General features: G+C 37.2%; 17 protein-coding genes. 10 read left to right on the top strand and 7 right to left on the bottom strand.

Features of this window, described 5'->3' with window-relative positions:
• The first annotated feature begins 16 nt into the window (after positions 1-16).
• The 3 genes from ABN763_RS13585 (at position 17) to ABN763_RS13575 (ending at position 4,507) form a co-directional block, all read left to right on the top strand.
• Positions 17-2,389: a penicillin acylase family protein gene (locus ABN763_RS13585; protein ID WP_410486028.1), complete on the top strand. Its 2,373-nt coding sequence runs from the start codon at positions 17-19 to the stop codon at positions 2,387-2,389.
• 349 nt (positions 2,390-2,738) lie between these two features.
• The gene (locus ABN763_RS13580) at positions 2,739-3,803 is read left to right on the top strand and encodes a DUF4198 domain-containing protein (RefSeq protein ID WP_410486027.1); all 1,065 of its coding nucleotides are present in this window, start codon (positions 2,739-2,741) and stop codon (positions 3,801-3,803) included.
• Positions 3,803-4,507, top strand: coding sequence for a HupE/UreJ family protein (locus tag ABN763_RS13575; protein ID WP_410486026.1), 705 nt, complete (start codon positions 3,803-3,805; stop codon positions 4,505-4,507). The genes ABN763_RS13580 and ABN763_RS13575 overlap by 1 nt, the downstream gene beginning before the upstream one ends.
• Positions 4,508-4,566: 59 nt before the next feature.
• Here the strand turns inward: ABN763_RS13575 and ABN763_RS13570 are convergent, their stop codons facing one another.
• The 5 genes from ABN763_RS13570 to ABN763_RS13550 all read right to left on the bottom strand — a co-directional run bounded on the left by ABN763_RS13570 (position 4,567) and on the right by ABN763_RS13550 (position 13,100).
• Positions 4,567-7,602, bottom strand: a complete 3,036-nt coding sequence (locus ABN763_RS13570) for a hypothetical protein (RefSeq protein ID WP_410486025.1) — start codon at positions 7,600-7,602, stop codon at positions 4,567-4,569.
• A 141-nt stretch (positions 7,603-7,743) separates the two neighbouring features.
• A complete protein-coding gene (locus ABN763_RS13565; protein WP_410486024.1) occupies positions 7,744-9,075 on the bottom strand; it encodes a flavin-containing monooxygenase in 1,332 nt (443 codons plus the stop codon).
• Between the two features lie 2 nt (positions 9,076-9,077).
• A complete protein-coding gene (locus ABN763_RS13560; protein ID WP_410486023.1) occupies positions 9,078-11,348 on the bottom strand; it encodes an aminotransferase class III-fold pyridoxal phosphate-dependent enzyme in 2,271 nt (756 codons plus the stop codon).
• On the bottom strand, positions 11,345-12,523 hold the full coding sequence (locus ABN763_RS13555) for a Gfo/Idh/MocA family protein (protein WP_410486022.1): 1,179 nt from the start codon (positions 12,521-12,523) through the stop codon (positions 11,345-11,347). Before ABN763_RS13555 ends, ABN763_RS13560 begins: the two co-directional genes overlap by 4 nt.
• 40 nt (positions 12,524-12,563) lie before the next feature.
• Positions 12,564-13,100: an alpha-ketoglutarate decarboxylase gene (locus tag ABN763_RS13550; protein WP_410486021.1), complete on the bottom strand. Its 537-nt coding sequence runs from the start codon at positions 13,098-13,100 to the stop codon at positions 12,564-12,566.
• Between the two features lie 120 nt (positions 13,101-13,220).
• Between ABN763_RS13550 and ABN763_RS13545 the strand changes: the two genes are divergently transcribed.
• From ABN763_RS13545 to odhB, 3 genes are read left to right on the top strand one after another with little or no spacing between them, the layout of a single operon-like run.
• Complete coding sequence (locus ABN763_RS13545; RefSeq protein ID WP_410486020.1) at positions 13,221-15,980, top strand: 2-oxoglutarate dehydrogenase E1 component; 2,760 nt, start codon at positions 13,221-13,223, stop codon at positions 15,978-15,980.
• Positions 15,981-15,986: 6 nt separating this feature from the next.
• Entirely contained in the window at positions 15,987-16,946 is a 960-nt protein-coding gene (locus ABN763_RS13540; RefSeq protein WP_410486019.1) for a peptidoglycan DD-metalloendopeptidase family protein, read from the top strand.
• 7 nt (positions 16,947-16,953) lie between these two features.
• Positions 16,954-18,165 (top strand): 2-oxoglutarate dehydrogenase complex dihydrolipoyllysine-residue succinyltransferase, encoded by a 1,212-nt coding sequence (gene odhB / locus ABN763_RS13535; RefSeq protein WP_410486018.1) that lies wholly within the window; start codon positions 16,954-16,956, stop codon positions 18,163-18,165.
• Positions 18,166-18,668: 503 nt separating this feature from the next.
• Here odhB and ABN763_RS13530 read toward each other — a convergent pair.
• On the bottom strand, positions 18,669-19,298 hold the full coding sequence (locus tag ABN763_RS13530; protein WP_410486017.1) for a response regulator: 630 nt from the start codon (positions 19,296-19,298) through the stop codon (positions 18,669-18,671).
• Positions 19,295-21,316 (bottom strand): sensor histidine kinase, encoded by a 2,022-nt coding sequence (locus tag ABN763_RS13525; RefSeq protein WP_410486016.1) that lies wholly within the window; start codon positions 21,314-21,316, stop codon positions 19,295-19,297. Before ABN763_RS13525 ends, ABN763_RS13530 begins: the two co-directional genes overlap by 4 nt.
• 699 nt (positions 21,317-22,015) lie before the next feature.
• Between ABN763_RS13525 and rplM the strand changes: the two genes are divergently transcribed.
• The 4 genes from rplM (at position 22,016) to tsf (ending at position 24,937) form a co-directional block, all read left to right on the top strand.
• Positions 22,016-22,471 (top strand): 50S ribosomal protein L13, encoded by a 456-nt coding sequence (gene rplM / locus ABN763_RS13520; RefSeq protein WP_410486015.1) that lies wholly within the window; start codon positions 22,016-22,018, stop codon positions 22,469-22,471.
• Positions 22,471-22,857, top strand: a complete 387-nt coding sequence (rpsI, locus tag ABN763_RS13515; RefSeq protein WP_410486014.1) for a 30S ribosomal protein S9 — start codon at positions 22,471-22,473, stop codon at positions 22,855-22,857. Before rplM ends, rpsI begins: the two co-directional genes overlap by 1 nt.
• A gap of 155 nt (positions 22,858-23,012) precedes the next feature.
• Positions 23,013-23,891, top strand: coding sequence for a 30S ribosomal protein S2 (gene rpsB, locus ABN763_RS13510; protein WP_410486013.1), 879 nt, complete (start codon positions 23,013-23,015; stop codon positions 23,889-23,891).
• Positions 23,892-23,971: 80 nt separating this feature from the next.
• The gene (gene tsf, locus ABN763_RS13505) at positions 23,972-24,937 is read left to right on the top strand and encodes a translation elongation factor Ts (RefSeq protein WP_410486012.1); all 966 of its coding nucleotides are present in this window, start codon (positions 23,972-23,974) and stop codon (positions 24,935-24,937) included.
• Positions 24,938-24,964 lie beyond the last annotated feature (27 nt).

Below are 24,964 nucleotides of genomic sequence, written 5' to 3'. Positions count from 1 at the left end.
TAATCTTGCCAACTAAATGAAATTTCTGAAGAAAGCACTTCGTGTTCTGTTAATTTTGATTGTTGCTATAGGAATAGGTCTTTGGCTATTTACCAATAGCTTAAAACCAGATTATAACGGAACTCTTTCCCTAAACAATCTTAAAAATACTGTTGAGGTTTATTATGACGATTATGGCATTCCTCATATTTATGCTGAAAATGAGCTTGACGCGCAAAGAGCTTTAGGTTATGTGCATGCTCAAGATCGCCTTTGGCAAATGGAGTTAATAAGACGCATAGCGGCTGGTCGTTTGTCTGAAGTTTTTGGTGAACAAATGATTAAAAATGATATGTTTTTCTCGAGCTTAGGTATTGAAGAAGCCGCGGCAACGACTATCAAAAATTTAGACAAAGATGGGGAAGTCTATCAACTAACCACAGCTTATTTAGACGGAATTAACCAATATATCGAAAATGGCCCCAAACCTTTGGAGTTTTATCTAGTTGGTTTAGAAAAAGAAAAATACACCTTAAAAGATGTGTATAATGTCATCGGTTACATGTCATTTAGTTTTGCTCATGCTCATAAGACTGATCCTGTTTTAACAGAAGTGAAAGAAAAACTGGGTAGCACTTATTTAAAGGAATTGGGTATCGACATTGACAGTACTAGTACAGTTATTAGAAGTGAGGTAAAGTCAGCCGATTTTTCTGTAGTAGCAAAGGAAGTTGCAGCAGTTTTTGAGAAATTGCCAATCCCATCATTTATTGGTAGTAATAGTTGGGTAATCGGTCCTGAAAAAACAAAAAATGGTAAGGTAATTTTCGCCAATGACCCGCATATAGGGTTTTCCCAACCCGCGATCTGGTATCAAGCTCATATGGTGACTCCAGATTATGAAATGTATGGGTATCATTTGGCACTTACGCCTTTTCCGTTGCTAGGTCATAACCGACAATATGCATACGGACTTACGATGTTTCCTGTTGACGATCTTGATTTTTATTACGAAGATGAACTTTCATCTGATCCCCAAAAGTATCAAACTCCGGAAGGTGTTAAGCCCTATGAAATACAAAAGAAAAGGATTAATGTGAAGGGTCAAGAACCGGTAGCATATGATTTACGAGTAAGTGATCACGGTCCAATTGTGAATGATGTCTTTGATCAGGTTAAAAACGAACGATCTGTTTCAATGGATTGGATATACACAAAATTTGAAAATAAAATGTTGCATGTGGCTTATACAATGTCACATGCTAATTCACTACAAACTTTTCAAAAGGCACCCGAAACCATTCATGCGCCAGGATTAAATGTGATGTACGGTGACGCTGATGGTAATATTGCCTGGTATGCATCGGCTAAAATCAGAAGGTATAAAGATGGGGTAAATTCCAAGCTTATACTGTCAGCTAAGGATAGTGACACCATTTCATATTTAAATTTTGATAAAAACCCGAAAGCTATAAATCCGTCCTGGCATTATGTATATTCTGCGAACAATCAACCAGACAGCATCAATGGCATTTTTTACCCTGGCTATTACCAACCCGATGATCGCGCAAAACGTATTGAGCAACTGCTGGAAGGGAAAAGCGACTTTACAAAAAATGATGTGATGTCGATGATTAATGATGTGACAAGTTCGACAACACCGACATTAATGCGTGAGGTTTTTAATGCAATAGATTCTAGCGATCTTACCAAACAGGAAAAGGAAGCGGTTGATATGCTGCAAAAATGGGATGGCACCTATGCAATTGATCAAGTTGCACCTACTATTTATAGTCGATTTTTGTATGAATTTTTACAGAATACATATCGGGATGAAATGGGCGAAACCTTTTTCACTTTCCTAAATACATCGCAACAAAAAAAGGTGGTTAGGCAGCAAATGATGCGCGACAGTTCTGTTTGGTGGGATAATGTAGAAACGAAAAATACGGTAGAGGATAAGAAAGCGATCGTTACGAAGTCAATCAAAAATAGTGTTGCTTTTTTAAATCAACAGTTGGGTAGAGACATTCAAGCTTGGACCTGGAATAAAGTTCACACGCTAGAACACCCGCATCCCATGGGGCAAGTTGAAGCGCTACGCAACTATTTTAATGTTGGCCCTTTTGAAGTAAACGGAGGAAAAGAGGTAATCAATAACCTGGCTTTTAAGCTGGATAGTACGGGATTTTATAAGGTAAATAGTGGGCCGTCAACCCGACGAGTCATCGACTTTTCTGATGTGGAAAATAGCATGAGTATTTCACCCACAGGACAATCAGGTAATCTGTTAAGTGATTATTATAAAGACCAAGCTAAAAAATATGTTGATGGTGATTTCGTGCGGATGGAGATGAACAAAAAACGAATTCAGCAGTCGAAAAATAAGTTGGTTTTTAAGATGGAATAGTAGACTGATTTTATAGTGAGTGTTTAACAATGCTGGCGTCAAATACATTATAGTTTTCACAAGTGTTCGACTAAATCTTTACCAGATATGAGGAACATTCAAGAGTTAGTAAAAGCTCATTTCTACCGAACAAAGTAGATAAAAGCAGTTTTTAAGTCTAAGGAATTAGATAAAAATCAATAAAAATTAAAACCCTATAGCAGTAATCTCCGTATAGTTCTTTAATATGAGTTTCTACATGAATAAATAGACCGATTTTGCTATGGAAACTCAATGCTACTAAATAAGTTTGTAGGAATATAACATAAGTGAAATTGGTTTTAAGAATATGAAGTTTATAAAGAAGATGATGAGAAAGCGACTAACAAATAGAAAAAACCCAAAGCAAGGGTTCCATTTTGTGCTAAGAACATCTTATTTACTGCTTGCTATTATTGGTTTAAGCAGTCATGATCTGTATATAAAAATGGAAACCTATTTCCTGCAGCCTAATCAAGAAAATACCTTTAATTTATACAACGGTACTTTTGAAAAAAGCGAAAATATTATTACCCGTGATCGGATAATAGATGCTTCTGTTGTAGCTCGAGGTAAACGAAATGTCATTGATAAGATGCAATGGAAAGATCAGGACAGTACCATAACAAAAGCAACTTTTAAAACAGGTGAAGCGGGGACTTATATCGTCGGTGTTTCTACAAGAGCTAGAAATATTGAATTAACTGCTGAAAAATTCAATGATTATCTCAAACATGATGGTGTTTTAGATATGCTAGAGCAACGTACAAAAGAGGGTTTATTAGATCAAGATGCAGTTGAAAGCTATCAAAAAAGTGTAAAAGCTATTTATCAAGTAGGTGATGTAAAAACAACCGATTGGAGCACGAAGTTAGGATATCCGATTGAGTTTGTGCCACTGTCAAATCCTTATGAAAAGTATAGTGGCGAAAAACTAGCAGTAAAACTCTTACGAAATGGGATGCCACTAGTCAACCACTTGCTATATGCTGATTATATTAAAAGTTTCCAAGGACATTCACATAGCCAGGAGCATAGTCACGGCGAACAAACGCATTCTCATGATTCGCCTGAAGATGGTGGTCATACGCATACTAGTGGTCAACAGTTGCGTACCGATGAGGATGGGAAAGTTTTTGTAAATCTTCCTGAAGATGGGATCTATTATCTGCGTACTATTTATATGAAAGAAGTAACGGATGATGATGAGTTGACACACCAGTCTAATTGGGCTACCTTAACTTTTGAAGTAAGTCATAAACATGGTGAAGATACGCATATGCACAATGATGATGCGCATGACAGCGAAGAAGGTTTCTCTCCATGGATGTTTATGCTAGGGAGCGTTCTGATGATTACCCTATTGTTTTTTTTCTTTAGAAAAAAGAATTCGTAATGTCAAGATATATTCGGTTAACAGGGTCAGCTGTAGTATTGTTAGTTCCGTTTTTAGCGTTAGCGCATGACGTAAGTAGTGCTGATCAAGAGCTATTACGAAATGGTGGGTTATGGGCCTATATTCAGGTTGGGGCAACCCATATGCTAACTGGCTATGATCATTTACTTTTTCTGGTAGGTGTTGTATTTTACCTTAACAGTTTTAAAGATATTTTAAAGTTTATTACTGTATTTACAATAGGGCATTGCATTACCTTAATAGGTGCGACCTATGCTGGAATTACAGCCAATGACCACCTTGTTGATGCAGTAATTGCATTAAGCGTGCTATATAAAGGATTTGAAAATTTAGGGGGCTTTAAAAAATTAAAAATACAGGCGCCTAATTTACTGCTAATGGTGGGGCTTTTTGGTTTGATACATGGCTTTGGCCTTTCCACTAAACTGCAATCTTTCGATATCGGGAAAGAGGATATATTGGCTAAAATTCTTTGTTTTAACCTAGGTGTGGAGGTCGGGCAGGTTATCGCGCTTATCCCCATTGTTTTTATCATCTTGCGCGTTCGAAAACACACACAGTTTACTGCTTTCTATAAAGCGGTTAATTGGTATTTGGTACTTGCCGGTATCGGTTTGTTTGTCTATCAGTTATATCCGTATTTTTGGATTATGATCTCGAAGATAACGGGTGGTGCTGTTTAATTTTAGTACTTACAATTACTGTATGCACAATTATTTAGATCAGCATTTTTGATTCTTAATTATGAAGGGCATTCAACAAAAGAATAACTGCCGCCCATCATTGTAATTAAATTTTCGACACCTGCCATTCCGGCCCCAATAGGGCCTAAACCGGTATACAAAATTTCTTTATAAACATTACAAGCAAGCTCGGCTATGGCCTTTCTAATTTTATCATCCATGCCGGATGCATCCATAATTACAATAGCTTCTGATGCAAAGGCATACAATTTAACCAATGTCAAACTGTAAGCTGACACGATTCCTAAAGCCATACCACCACCAGCAGCCATTATACCCAAATTCATTGCGCCTAAAAGTCGTTGGTATTCTTTAACAACATTGTCGATACGTTGCAGTTGCTGAGCAACACTCTGGCCTCCTCCGCCAGTGAGATCAGGCAGTATTCCGTAGAGTTCGCCGTTGTAATGATCAATGCTCCAAAAAGCTAACTTTTCTGCCGAAGCATCAAAAAAGTTAAGCTTTCCACCTCTGAAAAGATATTCATAAAAATATCGGTAGTGTTCCCCCAACATATCAGCATTGTAAACACCTTTTGGAAGGTTTTCGCTAAACGCCAACTCTATGCCATTTAATTGAGTATAAGTGCTTTCAGGAAAAACTGAAGCTTCCAACAATGCCAGTTGGGCTGTTTTTTGAGCATTAGCTAAAAACCAGTTTTGCCCACTCTTGGTTAGGGTGCGATATTGTGAGCTACGCAGATAATCAAAGGAAATAGAACTTTGCTTGCTAAAAAGCGCCGGTGTCATCGTTAAGACCCCGATTCGCAATCCTTTTACATAGGTGGCACTTTCCGTGTTTACAGACTGAACAATAGGTTGCATCATGCTTAAAAAGACCGATGGGTAGTCAAACCCGCCTTTTTTGATTGCTTCCAAAGCGGCTTTAGCATCATTTTTAAGATATGGTTCCATCCAGGACCGTGTGCTGAGTAGTGATTGCAAGTATTCAGAAAATCGAATAGAATCGGTCGCCCCGGCGTGTTCAAAAGCTAAAGTCATGCTTCCCATCATCGCTTCGTGAACTGCATTTGCCATTGTTACTGTTGGTTTTTGATGATGTTGAATAATGCGGTCGTAGCCTGCAATTACCTTTCGCTGCTCATACTGATTCCCTACCTTTATATATAAATACAAGCCGACTAACCGATTGCCAACAGCAGTATCAAAAACTTCAGGAAATGTATAGTTAGTGTTAGCTTTATGTGAGGTGTTGCTTAATGAAATAGTCACTTGATGTTGCCCCTCTTTTTCAAGAGCATTGTACTGAAATACATAGGGTGCCAATTTCATTTCTCCTAATATTTTGGTTACTTCAGTAATGGTAGCCTCAGTATTGCTAGCTGGTATCTCCTTAAAATCTAGGTTTTTGCGTAAAGCCTCGTAAAAATTGTCGGTTTCATAAACATTCAGGAAAATAATAGGGGGTCCTGCGTCATAAAACGATTTAAACTTTGGGTCATATGAATCACTATTATGCGCATCGGTCGCATACAGCACCAGATCATTATCGGTTTGTGCTGCTCGTAATGCCGAAGTATACACATTGGAGGCCACCTTCCAGGTATCTATCTTTGCATGCGGGAATTGCTTGCTTATTGTTGCTTTAGATTTTTTTACAAATTCATCCATTCCGGCTCCGCGATATGAAGAAGGCATACTCATTGAAGCATCATAAACGATTAAGATTTTAGGAGCAATTATATTTCGTCGTAGAATGCCTCGAACGACCTGCCCGTTATCTTGAATTTTAAAGTTGCTTGCGGTAAGACCTTCCACGATATCTCCATTGGCGTTTACCGGTCTTAATTCCAGCTCTACTTGTGGAAAAACCTTTGGCTTTGCGGTGACATTTATTTGAGTTACATCGCTCACTAAACCTGGCTTGCTGTATTGTGAATTAAGTTCAGCAAACATGGTGGCTTGTTTAAACACTTTTTCGCCCGACAGCGTTATCGGTTCGCCCAGATACGAATGTTCTTCAAGATATGCACGATCCTTACCCATATCTTGTAAGGCAAAACTAGGAGTGAATGTGCTGATACTGCTAATAGTCTGGGTAGCCATTTCTTCAAAAGTGAGATTATTCAGAAAATTCACTTTTAATTGATTGCCCACTAATTCTGATGTCTTGTAGGTAGCTGAAAGAAGTTCTTCTTCCGCTCTCATATTAAACGCATTTGTGGCCTTTAATGTGATTTTTACATCCATGTCGGATTCTTTAGCTTCCGAGAGTTCATATACCTGGCTCTTGACGTTTGTTGGATGCATTTGCCCATATTCGACATTGGGGTCGAATAGATGTAAATACACATCCTGCCCATCTTGCTTATATGCTACTGCGGGGACAGATCGATTACTGAAACGAAACTTATTAGGATACTCTTCTTTACGCTGTTTTGGACTCGCCTTTTGGAGTAAAGAGGTAGCCAATTGTTTTGCTTGTTCAACTACATCGGGAGTTTCGGTTACACTTCCTTGATTTTCTGGAATTCCAAGTGCTTTTTTCCACTTCTTGTATTGATTGTTGCTAACGGGTGGTTGAAAATCTGCTTGGGTGCTTCGAAAAAGAATGTTCTTCACTGCTGCTTCAGAAAGTTCGATGTGCTCATAGATCAATCGAGCTTCAAATCCGGCTGCTACTAACATATCTCGAAGGATATTCGCTTTTTCACGTGGTGTTGCCATACCAGTTCTGAGTGCACCGGCGGTTCCGTATTGAAATCCGTTACTTATATATCTAAAATATTGGTCGTCTGAAGGTAGCAAAATGAGTTCATCACGAACAAATTTGAACATTGCCTTTGGGTCTTTTTCTTGAATAAGTCTATCTCGTTTAGCGAGAAAGTTATCCGGGCTGTAAGACAGGGCATACAGCATTTCTTCCCAAGTCTTGAAAGGTTCTAATCCTGTTCCTTTGGGTATCTTCAGTTTTGATTCTGATTCACAAGCTTGTAGCAAAGGAAGCATATAGGCACCTGCACCTGCAAGCATCAATTGTTGAAAGAATAGTCTGCGAGAAAGTTGATTATCCATTGGATTAATGTTTCGATGTTTACAATTTGGTGGTAAAATCGAAGCAAAGGTTAACACATGGAAAGGATTTTCTGAAGCAGCTATTTTTAAAATGTGCTAAGCTAGCTTTGTATAGTAGAGTTTAGCAAAAACGGGAAATTATTATGCCATTTCAACCTTTGAATCAATGGGTGTTTTAGAGATATAGTTCTTGGGTAATTGCTTTAAAAGATCTTTTCTAAACTTGCCGTAATCCACAGTGATCGTATGTCTAGGCGTTTTTATTTGCTTGTAATGAGGGTGCGTTACTTCACGCTCACACAATTGTCTAATGTTTTTAGGACGTTGCCATTTCCCAGCTAATTCGCGAGCCATGATTTTACTTTGTAATTCTGATCCGGGCCAAATGCAGCCTAGTGGTTGAAACATTCCAACAAAATAAAGATTCTGATACTCTGGGTGAAACATTTTTAAGTATAAAGGAACTTCACCTTCGCTGTAATCAATAAAGTCTTTATCGAAAAACGGGTGCGTTAAAATAAAACCTGTACAAGCAATTACGGTATCAAATTCTTCCTTTGTGCCATCTTTAAAATGAACCGTGTTTCCATCAAAACGATCAATATCTACTTTTGGATGCACTTTGCCATGACGCAGCTTGTATAATAGTTCGTCATTAACCGTTGGATGGGTTTCACCAATTTTGGTTTCGGGTTCTTGTAGACCATACAACTCATTTTTGCCAAGTAGGATTCGCATCATAATTCCATTTAAAAACTGCCTTACTTTAATAGGTAACCAATTTGTGCGGTGAGCAAAAACATCAGATGGAACCCCAAATACAAATTTTGGGATAATACGATAACCTCTTCTCCAAGAAATAGAAGTCCGTTTGCTTACCCGACTTGTTTCAACTGCAACATCACATGCAGAATTGCCACCGCCAATAACTAGCACCTTTTTATCTTTAAATGGGGCAGCCTTTTTAAATTGATGCGAATGGAGATATTCCCCCGTAAATCTCCCTTGATATTCAGGCCATCTTGGTTGCCAATGGTGACCATTGCAGACTGCTAAATCCGTAAATAATTCCGTTTTGGATACCCCATTTTTCTCGGTAATGACTTCCCATTTTTCATCATGTGTTCTCTTGCAATGTACTACTAGCGTTTCGAATTCGATATGCTTATACAGTTCAAATTGCTTTGCATACGCTTGAAAGTATCTACGTAATTCGTCATGTGAAGGATAATCGGCTACTGACTTATCAAAATCATCAAAGGTGAAATCGTCATACTGTGATAAGGTTTTAGAGCTGATAATATGTGTAGTTTCAAAAACACTACTGTGACTTTCTTTTTCAGAAAATATCCAATTACCACCTACTTCGTTATTGCGGTCATAACAAATCACTTCAATATCCTGATCAATCAAGTTTTTTACGGCAGTAATTCCTGAAGGACCAGCGCCTATTACACAGACTCTTTTATGCATTATCAACTTTTATTATGGGTGAATTTAAAGAGAATATCTGCAATACCATCAACGAGTACATCTGCATTCTCTTTGTTAAAATACAATGGAGGTTTTATTTTAATCACATTGTTATGAGGTCCATCAGTACTGACTAAAATATGCCTATTTCTTAATTCATTTTTAATGATTGATGCCAGCTTGGTATTTGGTTTTCCCTTTTTAGTAATCATTTCGACTCCTAAGAATAACCCACTACCGCGAACATCTCCAATTTTTGGAAATTCCTTTTGAAGCTTCTTTAACTTGTTCTTTAGGTGGTCTCCAACCGTTTTTGCTTGCTGTTGTAAGCTTTCGTCTTCTATAACATCTAACACGGCTTCTCCAATAGCGCAGGACACGGGATTACCTCCGAAAGAGCTGAAAAATTCCATTCCATTTTCAAAAGAGGTCGCTATTTCTTTGGTTGTTACAACGGCGGCAATTGGGTGTCCATTACCCATTGGTTTACCTAAAATAACAATATCGGGAACGACCTCGTGCATTTCAAAGCCCCAAAAATGATCGCCTAATCTCCCGAACCCGACTTGCACTTCATCACTAATACAAAGTGCCCCGTGTTTTCTTATTTTAGGATATAACATTTTTAAATACCCTTGCGCTAAAGGTACTTGCCCACCACAACCAACTATTGGTTCTGCTATGAATGCAGCCAATTGGTTTTTGTGTTTTGTCAACTTTTGAATAGCTTCTTTGGCGTATTTTTTACCTGTTTTCTGACTATTCCCGGTATGTTTGCCATTAAAAGTATCTGGTAATGGAACTTGAATAATATGTTCTTTTTTTCCGGAGCCTCCTTCGTTTGCATATTTGTAATGGCTAACATCAATACCACTTCTTGTATTGCCATGATACCCATGTTTTACCACGGCAATTTTTTTCTTTTTGGTGTACGTCAATGCAAGGCGAATGGCAAGATCGGTGGCAGCACTGCCAGAGTTTACAAAAAAGACTTTGCTAAATGTTTTTGGAAACTTGGCCAATAGTTTTTCAGAATAACTATTTAACTGCTTGTATAAATACCGAGTATTAGTGTTAAGGGTTGCCATTGTTTGCTGCCCGGCGGTTACCACTTTTGGGTGACAGTGTCCTACAATCATTATATTGTTATATGCATCGAGGTAGGTGTCGCCTTGTTCATCATACATATATTGAAGTGCAGATCTAGTCATTTCAATCGGCTTTTTGTAGCTCAACGAAAGTGATTTACTACTATGCTTTTTTCTTTTTTTAAGGCTGTCGTTTATGTTCTTGCTTAGGACTGAAGAAAACCCCGCAGCTTTCCTAAATATGTCGGTCGCTTTTAAAGGATTTATAGCGATCCATTGGTGTAGTAATTGCCATGCTGGTTTTTCGGTAATGGTTATATAATCTGAATTGGGGTGATCCTTTTTATGGAAAGCGGAATTACATAAACTGGTGCATAAACGTGCCGCAATGAGATAATATAAAATTTCTATCTCTCTTTCCTGCAATGGAAACTGTTTATGAAACCCTTTAATAATTGGTATTGCTGATTTAAGCGGTTTTTTTTTGTTTAACAGGCCATAGGTCATTGCGATGGCTAGGTCATTAATAACATGGGAATAACATATATCACCAAAATCGATAATCCCTGATACTTTTCCTTTTTTAGTCAGGACATTCCAATTGTTAGCATCACTGTGTATAATACTTTTTCTAAGTGTATGTGCGACGGGTCGTACATGCTGTTCATGTTGCAAGAAAAAATACTCAATTAAGGTGCGATCTTGTACATTTTCAATATGTGGAATTAATCTTTTATTCAAATAGAAATATTGAAGATCCCATTCTGTAATTTTTGATGCAATTACGGAATCTTTTATTCCATGTAGTTTCTGATTCATTGTACCTAAAAAGGCACCAAAAGATTGTAATAAACCGTTATTGTGTTTTATATCAGCCAAAAAATCCCCTTCAATAAAGGTGAGTAGCCTATAAATATTATGTTCATCTGCTGCAAATAAGTCGCCAGAATTAGTACATACTGTTTTTGGAAATTCCAATGGGGTTACTGATGCTAAAATTCCAAGAACTTTGCTCTCGGCAATTAGTAGGTTGCTATTTTCCTCAGTCTTTTGATATTGCTTTAAAACATATATTTCATTTCCAGAATCAACTTTATAGTTAATGCTTCCATAACCCTCTAACTTTTTAAGTGTAGGGTTTTTAATTTCGAACGAACTACGTAAAATATCCTTTATCGTGGTCATTTCGCATTTTTGAAAAATTGATCCCATTTAACGACTTCGCCAGTCATAGCAGATTGCTTGGCAGCCTCCAAAATTTGCATCACAATCTCATTATTTTCAACTGATGAAACGTCGAAAGCGGGTAGTTGGTAGTCGCCTTTTATCACCTCGTTCAGCATAGCAAATGGGTCGTGAATTCCTTTTCTAACTTCGGGGACATCTATGTGCTTAAAACCGTCTTCTTCCTTGGTCATCAGATCCATTTCGTGATTCGTAAAACATCTAATGGTTCCCGTTTGACCATAAATATCCATGTCTTTTCTATTATAAGGCCAGTTCCATGATGCTTGAATGACTACCTGTGTTCCATCATCATAATTTAATATAACAGTAGCATCGTCTTCGACTTTAGGATAGCTGTCAGGTTTTATTTGTTGTGTTTTGCAAAAAACTGTGTTAGGTGTTTTACCTTTTGAAATAGCTGTTGCTATATTGGCACCATAACAGCCAAAATCGGTTAACGCTCCACCACCATTAAGCACGGGGTCTGTCAACCACTCTAAAAACTCTGGATTACAACCTATTTCTATAGGGCCTGGATGACCTGTGTAAAACTCCACTTTTCTTACCGTACCAATCGTATTATTTTCGATGACCCTAAATGCTTCATTGACACTTTTATGCCAAGAAGTTTCATAATTGGTAAGCAGTTGGATATTGTGTTGTTTGGCTAGATGTATCATTTTATTGGCATGATTCATATTTACTGCCAAGGGTTTTTCAACCATTACATGAATACCTTTTGGAGCGCAATATTCTACAGTTGCTAAGTGGCCATATATGGTCCCAAAATCAGTAACAGCTTCCGGATTTGTCGCTTTAACCATTTCATCAATGGAGTTAAATACAATATCCATTGAATACCCATGTTGTTCGCTGTATTTTTTTGCCAGTTTGCGATTGGGTTCAACAATTCCAACAATTTCTATGTCGCCTATTTTTTCACGACCTAATATCCAATGAACATGGGTATGTACAAGACCAACTACTCCGATACGTAATGGTGTTCCTTCATATTTGTAGGATTCAGGTTTTGCAATTTTTGTTTGATTATCTTCCATTTTTATAGATGATTCATTTTTACAACTCGCAAAACCAATTAATAAAGCAAGTAATACAATAGTCTTTGAATTCATAAAATTGATTTGTGCTTTAAACATTTGTTACTATTATTCTTTAGAAAAACACTCGTATAAAAGGAGAAAAGGGCTCTACATAAATACTATCTTCCTCATCGTAAAGAATATCATAGCGAACACCCACTATTACATTTCCTGTATTGTAACCTACTCCAAAGTATAGTGCTGGGGTCCAATAATTAATATCTTGGCTATTGATAACATCAAAATCCTGATCGATGTTTAAGTATTCAAATTCAACCGAGGTTTGAATTTCTGGTATTGGGCTGTAATAGTTTAAAATGCTGGCGCCTAAAACCGTTGATCGATACACATCTCTTTGTCTAGCATAGCTAGCTGAAACACCAAAACCGCTGGCAAATTTTGAATCAAATTGATAGATTGCCGATGGGGATAATGATCCACTAAAAAAACGGTCTCCAAAATTAATCCCAAACCCACCTCCAAAACGAACATTATCCCAAAAATCAGATCCTTGATTGTTAGCACTTAATTGAGCATTCGACCAATGTGCGAAAGCAAAAAAAACGATAAACAAAAAAACCAATTTTATAGTGTACGGTCTGGGTCTCATGATATGTATTTAAGATTGATACGGTACTAGGCTAAATATACAAAAACACATATTGTATGTATTTCAAATATTGTATTTTTGTTGTTCACGTTTACGACGCATTTGCGAAACGAATAATACATGGATAAATATTCCTTTTTAAACGCCGCACACACTGCTTACTTTGCGGATTTATACGATCAATACCTAATTAATCCTGATGCTGTCGAACCGAGTTGGAGAGCTTTCTTTCAAGGCTTTGACTTTGGATCAGAAAACGGGTTGGCTTTTTCGGAAAATGGTCATGAAGCTGGGGTAATACCCGAATCTGTTCAGAAAGAATTTCAAGTGGTACAGCTTATTGATGGGTACCGATCTCGTGGTCATTTATTTACCAAAACCAATCCAGTGCGTGAACGTCGCAAATATGAACCTACGTTAGCCCTTGAAAATTTTGGCTTGAGTAATGACGATCTGGACAAAACATTTTCGGCAGGAGAAATTTTAGGCATTGGAAAAAGTACACTAAGTGAGATTATAAAGCATTTAGAAGATATTTATTGCGATGCGATTGGTGTTGAGTATATGTATATACGAAAACCGGAGCGCGTAAAGTGGATTCAGAATTGGTTAAATGTAAATGATAACCACCCAAGGTTTAATGCTGATCAGAAAAAACATATTCTTAAAAAGCTAAATGAAGCTGTTTCGTTTGAAAGCTTTTTACATACCAAATATGTTGGTCAAAAACGTTTTTCATTAGAGGGTAATGAGTCACTTATTCCGGCCATTGATGCGGTTGTTGAACGTGCAGCTGATCTTGGTGTTAAGGAGTTCGTAATGGGAATGGCTCACCGAGGACGTTTAAATACATTGACAAATATTTTTGGGAAATCACCTAAAAACATCTTCAGTGAATTTGATGGTAAAGACTATGAAGAAGCTATTTTTGACGGTGATGTAAAATATCACTTAGGCTGGACCTCAAAAAGAGAAACCGATACGGGCAAGCAAATAAATATGAATATTGCGCCAAATCCATCACACTTGGAAACAGTGGGTGCTGTGGTGCAAGGTATTACTCGTGCAAAACAGGACAAATATTATAAGGAAGACTTTTCTAAAGTACTGCCCATTGTAGTGCATGGTGATGCAGCAATAGCAGGACAAGGATTGGTTTATGAAGTAGTGCAGATGGCACAACTAGATGGCTATAAGACAGGAGGAACTATACATATTGTGGTAAATAATCAAATAGGATTTACTACCAATTATTTAGATGCCCGATCAAGTACCTATTGCACTGATGTCGGAAAAGTAACATTGTCTCCGGTGTTACATGTAAATGCTGATGATGTTGAGGCCGTTGTGCATGCTTCGCTCTTTGCATTGGATTATAGAATGACATTTGGGCGTGATGTATTTATCGACCTTTTAGGGTATAGAAAGTATGGTCATAATGAAGGCGATGAACCACGTTTCACGCAGCCTAAACTATATAAAGCTATTGCCAAGCATTCTAATCCTAGAGATATTTATGCCGAGAAATTGAAAGCTGCCGGTGTAATTGATGATGGACATGTAAAGCAATTGGAAAAAGAGTATAAAGCATCGCTTGAAGAAGATTTGGAAGATTCTAGAAAGATTGAAAAAACAGTAATCACTCCTTTCATGCAAGATGAATGGGATGGTTTTACTAGAGTTGATGAAAAGGTAATGATGCAGGTAGTTGATACCACCTATTCAAAAGAGAAGCTTACTCAGATTGCAAAGATCGTAACCAAATTACCGGAAGATAAAAAGTTTCTCAGGAAGATTGAACGGTTGATCGATGCGCGACGAAAAATGTTTTTTGAAGATGATGCCTTAGATTGGGCAATGGCGGAGACACTTGCTTATGGCAGTTTGATGGAAGAAGGCTTTGATGTTAGAATATCTGGTCAAGATGTTGAGCGTGGTACATTCTCACACCGTCATGCGGTTGTAAAGGTTGAAGATTCAGAGGAGGAAGTGGTCTTGCTTAACAAATTAGGAGATCATCAAAATGGTGATTTTTACATCTATAATTCTTTGTTATCGGAATATGGTGTTGTTGGTTTTGATTATGGATACGCGATGGCAAGCCCTAAGAGCTTAACCATTTGGGAAGCACAGTTTGGGGACTTTAGTAATGGTGCCCAAATCATGATTGATCAATATATTTCTTCGGCTGAAGATAAGTGGAAATTGCAAAATGGATTGGTGATGTTATTGCCTCATGGTTATGAAGGACAGGGGGCTGAGCATTCTAGTGGTCGGATGGAACGCTATTTACAAATGTGTGCCAAGGACAATATGTATATTGCCGATTGTACCACTCCTGCCAATATGTTTCATTTACTTCGACGCCAAATGAAGGCCAATTATCGGAAACCTTTGGTAGTGTTTACGCCTAAAAGTTTATTACGTCATCCTAAAGTATTATCCTCTGTGGACGAATTTGCAACTGGGCATTTTCAAGAACTAATAGATGATGCGGTTGCCGATGTTAAAAAAGTAAAAACGTTAGTATTCGTTACCGGAAAGTTCTATTATGATTTATTGGCTAAAAAAGAAGAAGAGAAGCGAGAAGATGTTGCAATAGTGCGTATAGAACAGTTATTTCCTTTGCCGGCAGAGGAGATGCGTGCTAAGATCAAAAAGTATAAAAATGCAGATGATGTTGTATGGGCACAAGAAGAACCAAGAAATATGGGCGCATATGCACATATGTTAATGCATTTTGACGAAGCAAAACAATTTAGATTTGCCTCGAGACGACCATACGGAGCACCGGCGGCTGGTAGTGCAACTCGATCTGCAAGACGCCATAAAGAAGTGATTGATTACGTATTTGATAAAACAAAGAATAACGCACGTTAATTACGAATGAAAAAGCTGATTTTCATATTCTCATTATTCTTCTTTTCTCTTGGGTTTTCTCAAGAACTTGAAAACCATGCAACGATGGCCAAAAAATTTATGGCATTGTATAATAAAGGGGAGTACGAAAGTATTTTCAATACGTTTAATAGCGCTATGAAAAATGCCTTACCAAAAGAAAAAGCGGTTGCATTTTTCAAGGGGAATGTAAGTCCTTTAGGGAAGTTAACTTCAATGGATTTTACGGAAGTAAATAAAGGGATGCATACCTATAAATCTAGTTTTGAAAATGGTGTATTCAACATTTTACTGGCGGTTGATGGAGGTAATAAATTGTCGGGCTTATTAATACAACCTTATAAACCTAAAGGCCTACCAACCTTAAAGCGTAATGTGACAAAAATGATATTGCCATTTAAAGAAAAATGGTTCGTTTTTTGGGGAGGTACGACAGTAGAACAAAATTATCATATGGCACAAGAAGTACAGCAATATGCCTATGATATGTTGATGGTAGATAGCGGGAGTTCGTTTAAAGGAGATCCTAAGAAAAATGAAAGTTATTTTGTTTTTGGCAAAGATATCATCGCCCCTTGCGACGGCACCATCGTAAAAGTAACGAAAGGTGTCCATGACAATGTTCCTGGGGAGATGAATGCAAAAGACTTGACAGGAAATACATTAGTATTAGAGACCGCGAACAAAGAATACGTCTTATTTGCTCATTTAAAGCAAAATTCAATAATAGTAGAAGAAGGCGCTATTGTGAAACAAGGACAAAAAATTGCAGAATGTGGGAACTCGGGCAATTCAACCGAAGCGCATTTACATTTGCAGCTTCAAAATGTTCCTGACTTTTTTCAAGCTACAGGAGCAAAGTTATTTTTTGATGAAATCATGGTGAATGGTGAAATCAAAAAAAATTACATACCAGTTAAAGAAGATTTTATTCAGAATATAAAGTAAAAGACAAATGATCCTAGAAATGAAAGTCCCTTCACCGGGAGAATCAATTACCGAAGTAGAAATAGCAGAATGGTTAGTTGCAGACGGAGATTATGTTGAAAAAGATCAGGCAATAGCAGAGGTTGATTCAGATAAAGCGACTCTTGAACTTCCTGCTGAAGCTAGCGGTACCATCACGTTGAAGGCAGAAGAAGGTGATGCAGTTGCTGTAGGAGAGGTTGTCTGTTTAATTGATACCAGTGCTGCAAAGCCAGAAGGGGAAGCGGCTCCAGCAAAAGAAGAAAAGAAGGTAGAAGTACCGAAAAAGGAAGTGCCAAAACCTGCTGCAACCAAAGAAACCTATGCAACAGGTACTGCTTCACCAGCTGCTAAAAAGGTGCTAGCAGAAAAGGGTATAGATGCTAAGGATGTAAAGGGGACGGGACGCGATGGTCGTATTACAAAAGATGATGCTGTCAAAGCGACACCATCAATGGGTACACCCGGTGCAGGAAATCGTGGTAGCGAGCGTAAAAAACTGTCGATGCTTCGTCGTAAGGTAGCTGAACGCTTGGTGAGCGCTAAGAATGAGACTGCGATGTTAACCACGTTTAATGAGGTTGATATGAGCCCTATTTTTGCATTACGTAAGGAATACAAGGAAACCTTTAAAGCAAAACATGGAGTAAGTCTTGGATTCATGTCATTCTTTACAAAAGCGGTGGTGCGAGCACTACAGCTATATCCCGATGTGAATAGCATGATCGATGGGGATTATAAAATAACATATGATTTCTGCGACATTAGTGTGGCGGTATCAGGACCTAAAGGTTTAATGGTGCCGGTAATGCGGAATGCTGAGAATTTGAGTTTTAGAGGCGTTGAAACCGAGATAAAGCGACTTGCAATTAGAGCACGTGACGGACAAATTACAGTTGACGAAATGACCGGAGGTACGTTTACCATCTCAAATGGAGGAGTTTTCGGATCGATGTTATCGACCCCAATTATTAATCCACCACAATCGGGGATTTTAGGGATGCACAATATTGTGGAGCGCCCTATTGCTAAGGACGGCCAAGTCGTGATAGCTCCTATTATGTATGTAGCATTGAGTTATGATCACCGTATTATTGATGGTAGAGAATCAGTAGGTTTCCTTGTAGCGGTTAAAGAAGCTTTAGAAAATCCTGTTGAATTATTGATGGATAATAATCCTAAGAAAGCATTAGAATTGTAGTTCTATATTACCTACTATATAACTAAAAAACCTGGCCAACAACAGCCAGGTTTTTTTGTGTAATAACCCCAAATCATCACACCTAAACAAATTATAATAGCCCGTTTTGCTTATTATTGAGAAAGTAAAAACAAAATGTTATTGACTAATACGACCGCTGACAATACAAGTATTGTTGCAGTGATGATCAATGTTCTTTTAGATTCTTCTGTTTGTACTCTCATGATTTCTAAGTTTTAAAAACCCTGATCCTCGCGAGGATGATCAGGGTTATGTTAAACACTTTAGGCCCCCTTACTTGCCTAAATCATTATAATACAAAGATGAGATCAGAAGGCGTTTTATGCAATACGTAGTACTACGTATATTTTTAAACACTGATATTCAGATGTTTGTGGCGTTATTTTAGAAGATTGATTGTTGAGGTATTATAGTAGTAATAGTGCGATACCATGGCGATTATAAAAATTACTTTCTAATTCTGTTTAGTCTACTATCGGCTTTTAAATTAAAAATGTACGATGTTCCTTAGCCCAAAGCAATAAGCTATTCGTTTTTGGGGTAAGATCTAGTTTAGAGATTATATTGCTGCGATGCTTCTCAACTGTTCTGGCCGATATAAAAAGAAGTTCGGCAATTTCTTTATTTGAATTATCCTCGGCAATAAGTTTTAGAATCTTTTTTTCTGAGGGGGTCAATAATTTAAGCTTTTCATCAGCTTGCTCATCAACATTTAAGCTTTGTGTAATATTAGGGCTAAAATAGGGTGTACCTTCAATAACAGCGTTTAAACAAAGCTCGATTTCTTCGATTGCAAATTCCTTTAATATATATCCAAAAATATTGAGCTCTTTCGCCTGAAGATATAAGTCCTTTTCCCGGTGTAAGGTAATTAGAACGATTTTGGTTTCAATTTTGTTTTTCTTACAGGCGGCGGCTACTTCAATTCCTGACATTATGGGCATTTGAATATCGAGTACCGCAATATCCGGCGCATCTTTTACTATGGCATTATAAGCTGCATTACCATCTGGATATTGCCCAACGATGTTGAATTTTTTTTCTGATAAAAAATCATATAAGCCTTTTAAAAGCAAAGGGTGATCGTCGGCTATAATGATCGTTGGTTTCATGCTGCAAGGGGTATGGTAAATGCTAAGGTAGTACCTTTATTTCTTTCGGAATCAATTTTCATACTCCCATTTAGCAATTTTGTGCGTTCTTTTAACGTTTTGAGACCTAGACTTTTAAAATCATTGTATTGTTCAGAAAAGTCAAAACCTTTTCCGTTGTCTTTTATGATAATTTGTACTTGGTCTTTATTCTGTACAATTTCTACCCGGGCTGCTTGGGCATTAGAATGTTTAATTATATTGTTGAGACTTTCCTGAATGATTCTGAAAATATTGACCTCCTGATCTGGTTTAAAGAGGTTTTCAATGTTATCCACTTCTGATGAGATAAAGATTTCAGTGCTTTCGTCAAGTTGATTAACAACATTTTTAATGGCTTTAGTAAGACCGAGTTCCTCTAACTGAAAAGGATGCAGTGCCCGAGAAATGCTTCTTACCTCTTCTATGGCATTGTTTACAATGTTACCCGTTTCTTTATCGTCGTTTAAAACTACCTTATTTTTAATAAGTAATAAGCTTTGACCTAAACTATCATGAAGATCTTTTGAGATTCGTTTTCGCTCTTCTTCTTGAGATTGTAATAGTTGTTGGCTAAATGCTTCTTGTTGTTCTTTTGTCTTTTTGAGATACTTTCTATTTCTTATCAAATAGATAATTAAAAAAAGTAAGCTAATCCCTGTAATCGATAAGACTAAAACCCGTTGTTTAGTTTGGTTTTTTTGCTCCAGTAACTCAACTTCCGATGTTTTTTTAATGAGCTCTTTTTCTCTTCGTTCAGTTTCATATTTTTTCTGATAATAAAGTAGTGTATTTGTTTTTTGTAGATTGAACACTGAGTCATTTAACCTCTGATAATCCCTAAGATTTTGATATGCTTTATCTGAATTCCCTATTTCGCTATACAAATCAGCTAATCGTTTTTTATTAGCGATCAAGGCATCGACAGTTTGCATTCCTTCTAAAACCTTTGAACGTTTTTCTAATATTGAAATGGATTTATTTAAACTCCCAAACTCTTTTTCATAGACCGCTTCGGCGAACATTAAGTGGTGGTTTAGGTATGGATCATCTTCAGTTTCCGATTTGCGTTTTAGCAAGGTATCCAAATGTTTAGATGCTAAATTTCTATTTACCTTTGAGTAGTAGTCAACTAGTTGGGAACGGATGAAAATATCATAACCTATATGGTTCGAATTATGGTTTTTATTAAGCTGAAGTGCCTCGTGTAATTTTTCTAGAACGCCTTCGTTTTCCCCTCTCTTTTTATCATGTGAAGCCTCGTTAGCAAGTGCTGTTAAGTGCCATCTATAATTCTTCGTTTTTTTAGAGTATTCAATAATGTCCTTACGTATTTTAGATGCTTCATCAGAAAAGCCATTTCGAGAATAAACAATGGCGATAGCTTGTTTTGTACTATATACATATTCGATATCACCTAAGTTTTCATAGTACTGGGTAGCAATTTCATAATCATCTATCGCTTCAATAAAATTTCCCTTCATGTCTAAGGTTTGACCTCTGAAAAGGTAAGAATCGGCTACATGTATGGAATCAGCGATACCAAAGTTTGAGATTGCTAACGAATAATTTTTAATTGCCTCATCATTTTGTATTCCATAGTAAAATCCTCCCTTTTTAAGATAGATAGAGGCGATTAAGAAAGAATCTTTAATCTTACTTTGATACTTTTCCATTTTATCTATCAATGCCTTTGAGGCTTTTCTGTCATTTTTGATATTATTGACAGAATAGAATACTTTAATACATTTATCAATTAGGGCTTTATAGTCTTTTCGACTTTCGGCAATATCAATAAATTGATAACTATAATCAATGACCTCGTCAGCTTCAAGCTGTCTTCGGTTTTGAAGAAGCGAGTCTAAAATAGCATACTTTTCTTCCTCTATTTGCGTGCTATCAAGTAGCTTCTTATAGTATTCAGCATCGAATTTTTCTTGTGATTTTAAGGTAAGGGAACATAAAACCAACACGATTAGACATGTAATTACTTTGTTCATGGCAGGGTGTTTAGTTTGAGTTGGCAAAATACAAAAACGCGCAACAAAAAACGCGACTGGTTAGGTCGCGTTTTTTACACTATTCAAATAAAATTTTACCCGAAAATGGTGTAAAGGTTAATTGCTAATCCTATTATCATAAGCACAATGGCTATAATAGGATAATAAATAAGATAGCTTTCTTGGTTGGTAATGTTTTCAGAATGTCTCATGCCCGCTTATTTTAGATTAGTTGCTAAATGCATAGAAATTTGATCATTACTAATCTCGGTAACAAACTTATCATAATACAGGGTGCAGGTCAAGAGGGAAAACACCCTTTTTTGAAAGGCTGGGTGTTTTAATTTTGGATTAAACAACATGTTTATTTCTTTAATCAGGTTCAAGGGAATACTAGTAAATGACTATATTTTTGAGGCCAGAAGATTTTTACTTTTAAGGTATTTGATAAAACGTATAACTAGTGGCAATTTTCTGCAAGGTTACATATGGTTTAAAACAGGTAGGTTTTCCATTAAAAAAGCGCAATATTTTCGAACTAAAACAACCCCCTAAAAATCCACTTAAACAATTAGTCTTTTGGTGTTTGTAAAATAAAGATATAATCGTACATTTGCAGCCCGTAAATTGGACGTGTATTCAATACGGAAATGGAATGTTTAACAAGCTTGTTTTAAGCAAGCAATAAAGATTATTAGTGTGAACACATTAAGTTACAAAACTGTTTCGGCTAATAAAGCAACTGTTAATAAAGAGTGGGTTGTGGTTGATGCTGAGGGGCAAACCCTTGGTCGTATGGCTTCTAAAGTAGCAAAACTACTAAGAGGTAAGTACAAGCCTAATTACACTCCGCATGTTGATTGTGGTGATAATGTTATTGTTATTAACGCAGAAAAAATCAACTTAACAGGTAAAAAGTGGGAAGAAAAGCAATACATTCGTCACACAGGCTATCCTGGTGGTCAGCGTATCTTAAACGCTAACGAAGTATTTGCAAAAAATCCTGCAAGCTTAGTCGAGAAATCTGTTAAAGGAATGTTGCCTAAAAATAAATTAGGCGCAGACTTGTTCAGAAACTTGAAGGTATTTGTTGGACCTGAACACAACAAAGAGGCTCAAAAGCCCAAAACAATAAACTTAAACGATTTAAAGTAATGCAAGTAATTCACAAAATCGGCCGTAGAAAAACGGCAGTTGCCCGTGTGTATGTTTCTGAAGGAAAAGGAAACATTACGGTTAACAATCGTGAGCTGAATGACTACTTCACTACGGCTACTTTACAGTACAAAGTACAACAGCCTTTTGCCTTGACTGGTAACGAAGGTAACTTTGATGTTAAAGTAAATGTATACGGTGGTGGTATTACTGGTCAAGCAGAAGCAATTCGCTTAGCATTATCACGCGCAATGTGTGAGCTTAACGAAGAAAACAGAGCTGAGCTTAAGCCAGAAGGACTCCTTACTCGTGATGCCCGTATGGTAGAACGTAAGAAATTCGGTCAGAAGAAAGCGCGTAAGAAATTCCAGTTCTCTAAGCGTTAATTGTTTACTGAACCCGTTTCAGTATTCGTTCATTTAATTTTTGAAATAAGTTGCCGTTACTAACTATCAATCATGTATTGAAGGGAGTAGTTTAGCATCTAAACCAAGTCGCAAAGCGAAAGGTTGCTAATAATACGGAACGTAAACTATTACAAATGGCAAAAAAAATAGAAGTAAAAAACTTACTTGAGGCAGGTGTACACTTTGGTCACCTGACCCGTAAATGGGATCCGAACATGGCGCCGTATATATATATGGAGCGTAACGGAATCCACATTATCAATCTTTACAAAACTGCTGCAAAGATTGAAGAAGCTAATGAAGCTTTGAAAAAGATCGCAGCATCTGGTAGAAAAATCCTTTTTGTAGCTACCAAAAAACAAGCTAAAGACATCGTTGCTGAAAAAGCATCAAACGTAAACATGCCGTACATCACTGAAAGATGGCCTGGTGGGATGTTGACCAATTTCGTAACTATCAGAAAAGCAGTTAAGAAAATGGCATCGATCGATCGTATGAAAAAAGATGGTACTTTCAACACGCTATCTAAGAAAGAGCGTCTACAAGTAGATCGTCTTCGTGCCAAATTAGAAAAGAACTTAGGTTCTATTTCTGACATGACTCGTCTTCCAGGCGCATTATTTGTTGTTGATATTAAGCGTGAGCACATCGCAATTAAAGAAGCACAAAAATTAAACATTCCAATCTTCGCAATGGTCGATACCAACTCTGACCCGCGTGAAGTAAATTATGTGATTCCTGCAAATGATGATGCCTCTAAGTCTATCGATAACATATTAGGTCATGTTACGGATGCGATTGCTGAAGGATTAGCTGATAGAAAAGCTGATAAAGATGCTAAGAAAGAAGAAGCTGCTAAAACGGAGGCAGCCCCTAAAGCCGAGGCTGCTGCTGAAGAAGTAGTTCCTGAAGTAAAGGCAGAAGAAGCTCCTAAAGCTGAAAAAGTGGAAAAGCCTGCAAAGAAGGCTCCTGCAAAGAAAGCTAAAAAAGAAGAGGAGAAAGCTGCAGAATAATTTCATTTAACAATAACATTTAGATAATGACCGCTTCTTATGTTAGCGGTCATTATTTATACAAATTAAATCGTTACAAAATGGTAAAAGTTACCGCCGCAGACGTAAATAAATTAAGAAAAGCCACTGGTGCTGGTATGATGGATTGTAAGAAAGCCTTAGTGGAAGCTGAAGGAGATTTCGACAAAGCAATCGAAGTACTACGAAAAAAGGGTCAAAAAGTTGCTGCAAAGCGTGCTGACAGAGATTCTTCTGAAGGTGTTGCAGTTGCAAAAGTAAGCGATGATAAAACACAGGCTGTTGTATTTTCATTAAACTGTGAAACTGATTTTGTTGCTAAAAATGACGATTTCGTTGCATTAGCAAACCAATTGGCAGATATTTCCTTGAATTTTGATACTAAGGAAGACTTTTTAGCTGCCGATTTTAATGGAATGACCGTAGCTGATAAGCTTACTGAGCAAACCGGTGTAATCGGTGAAAAAATCGAGATCGGTGGTTTCAAGAAATTAGTTGCTGGTTTTATCGGATCTTACGTTCATGGTAAAAAGATTGCTGCAGTTGTAGGTTTATCTAACAAAGTTGATAATGCTGAACAGTTAGCTAAAGAATTGTCTATGCAAGTAGCATCTATGGGTGCCACTTCGTTATCATACAAAGGTTTCGATCCTGCATATGTTGCTGCCGAAACCGAAGCAAGAATTGCTGCAATTGAAAAAGAAAATGAAGAACTAGGGCGTTTAGGTAAAACACTTAAAAACGTACCTCAGTACATTTCTATGCAACAATTAACTCCAGAAGTAATGGCTAAAGCCGAAGCTGATGCGAAAGAGCAATTAAAAGCGGAAGGTAAGCCAGAACAAATCTGGGATCGCATTCTTCCTGGTAAAATGGAACGTTTTGTTTCTGACAACACGACTCTAGACCAAGAGCAGTGTTTGTTAGATCAAAAATTCATCATGGATGAAAAGAAAACTGTTGAAGACTATGTAAAATCATTCGGTGATGTTACCGTTGTTGATTTTAAACGTGTTTCTTTAGCATAAGTTTTATCCTGAGAATCATATGAGAAA

This window comes from Spongiivirga sp. MCCC 1A20706, assembly GCF_046524175.1.
Lineage (GTDB): Bacteria > Bacteroidota > Bacteroidia > Flavobacteriales > Flavobacteriaceae > Spongiivirga.
The sequence above is the reverse complement of the archived record's forward strand: the minus strand, read 5'-3'. Positions and strand labels throughout refer to the sequence as shown.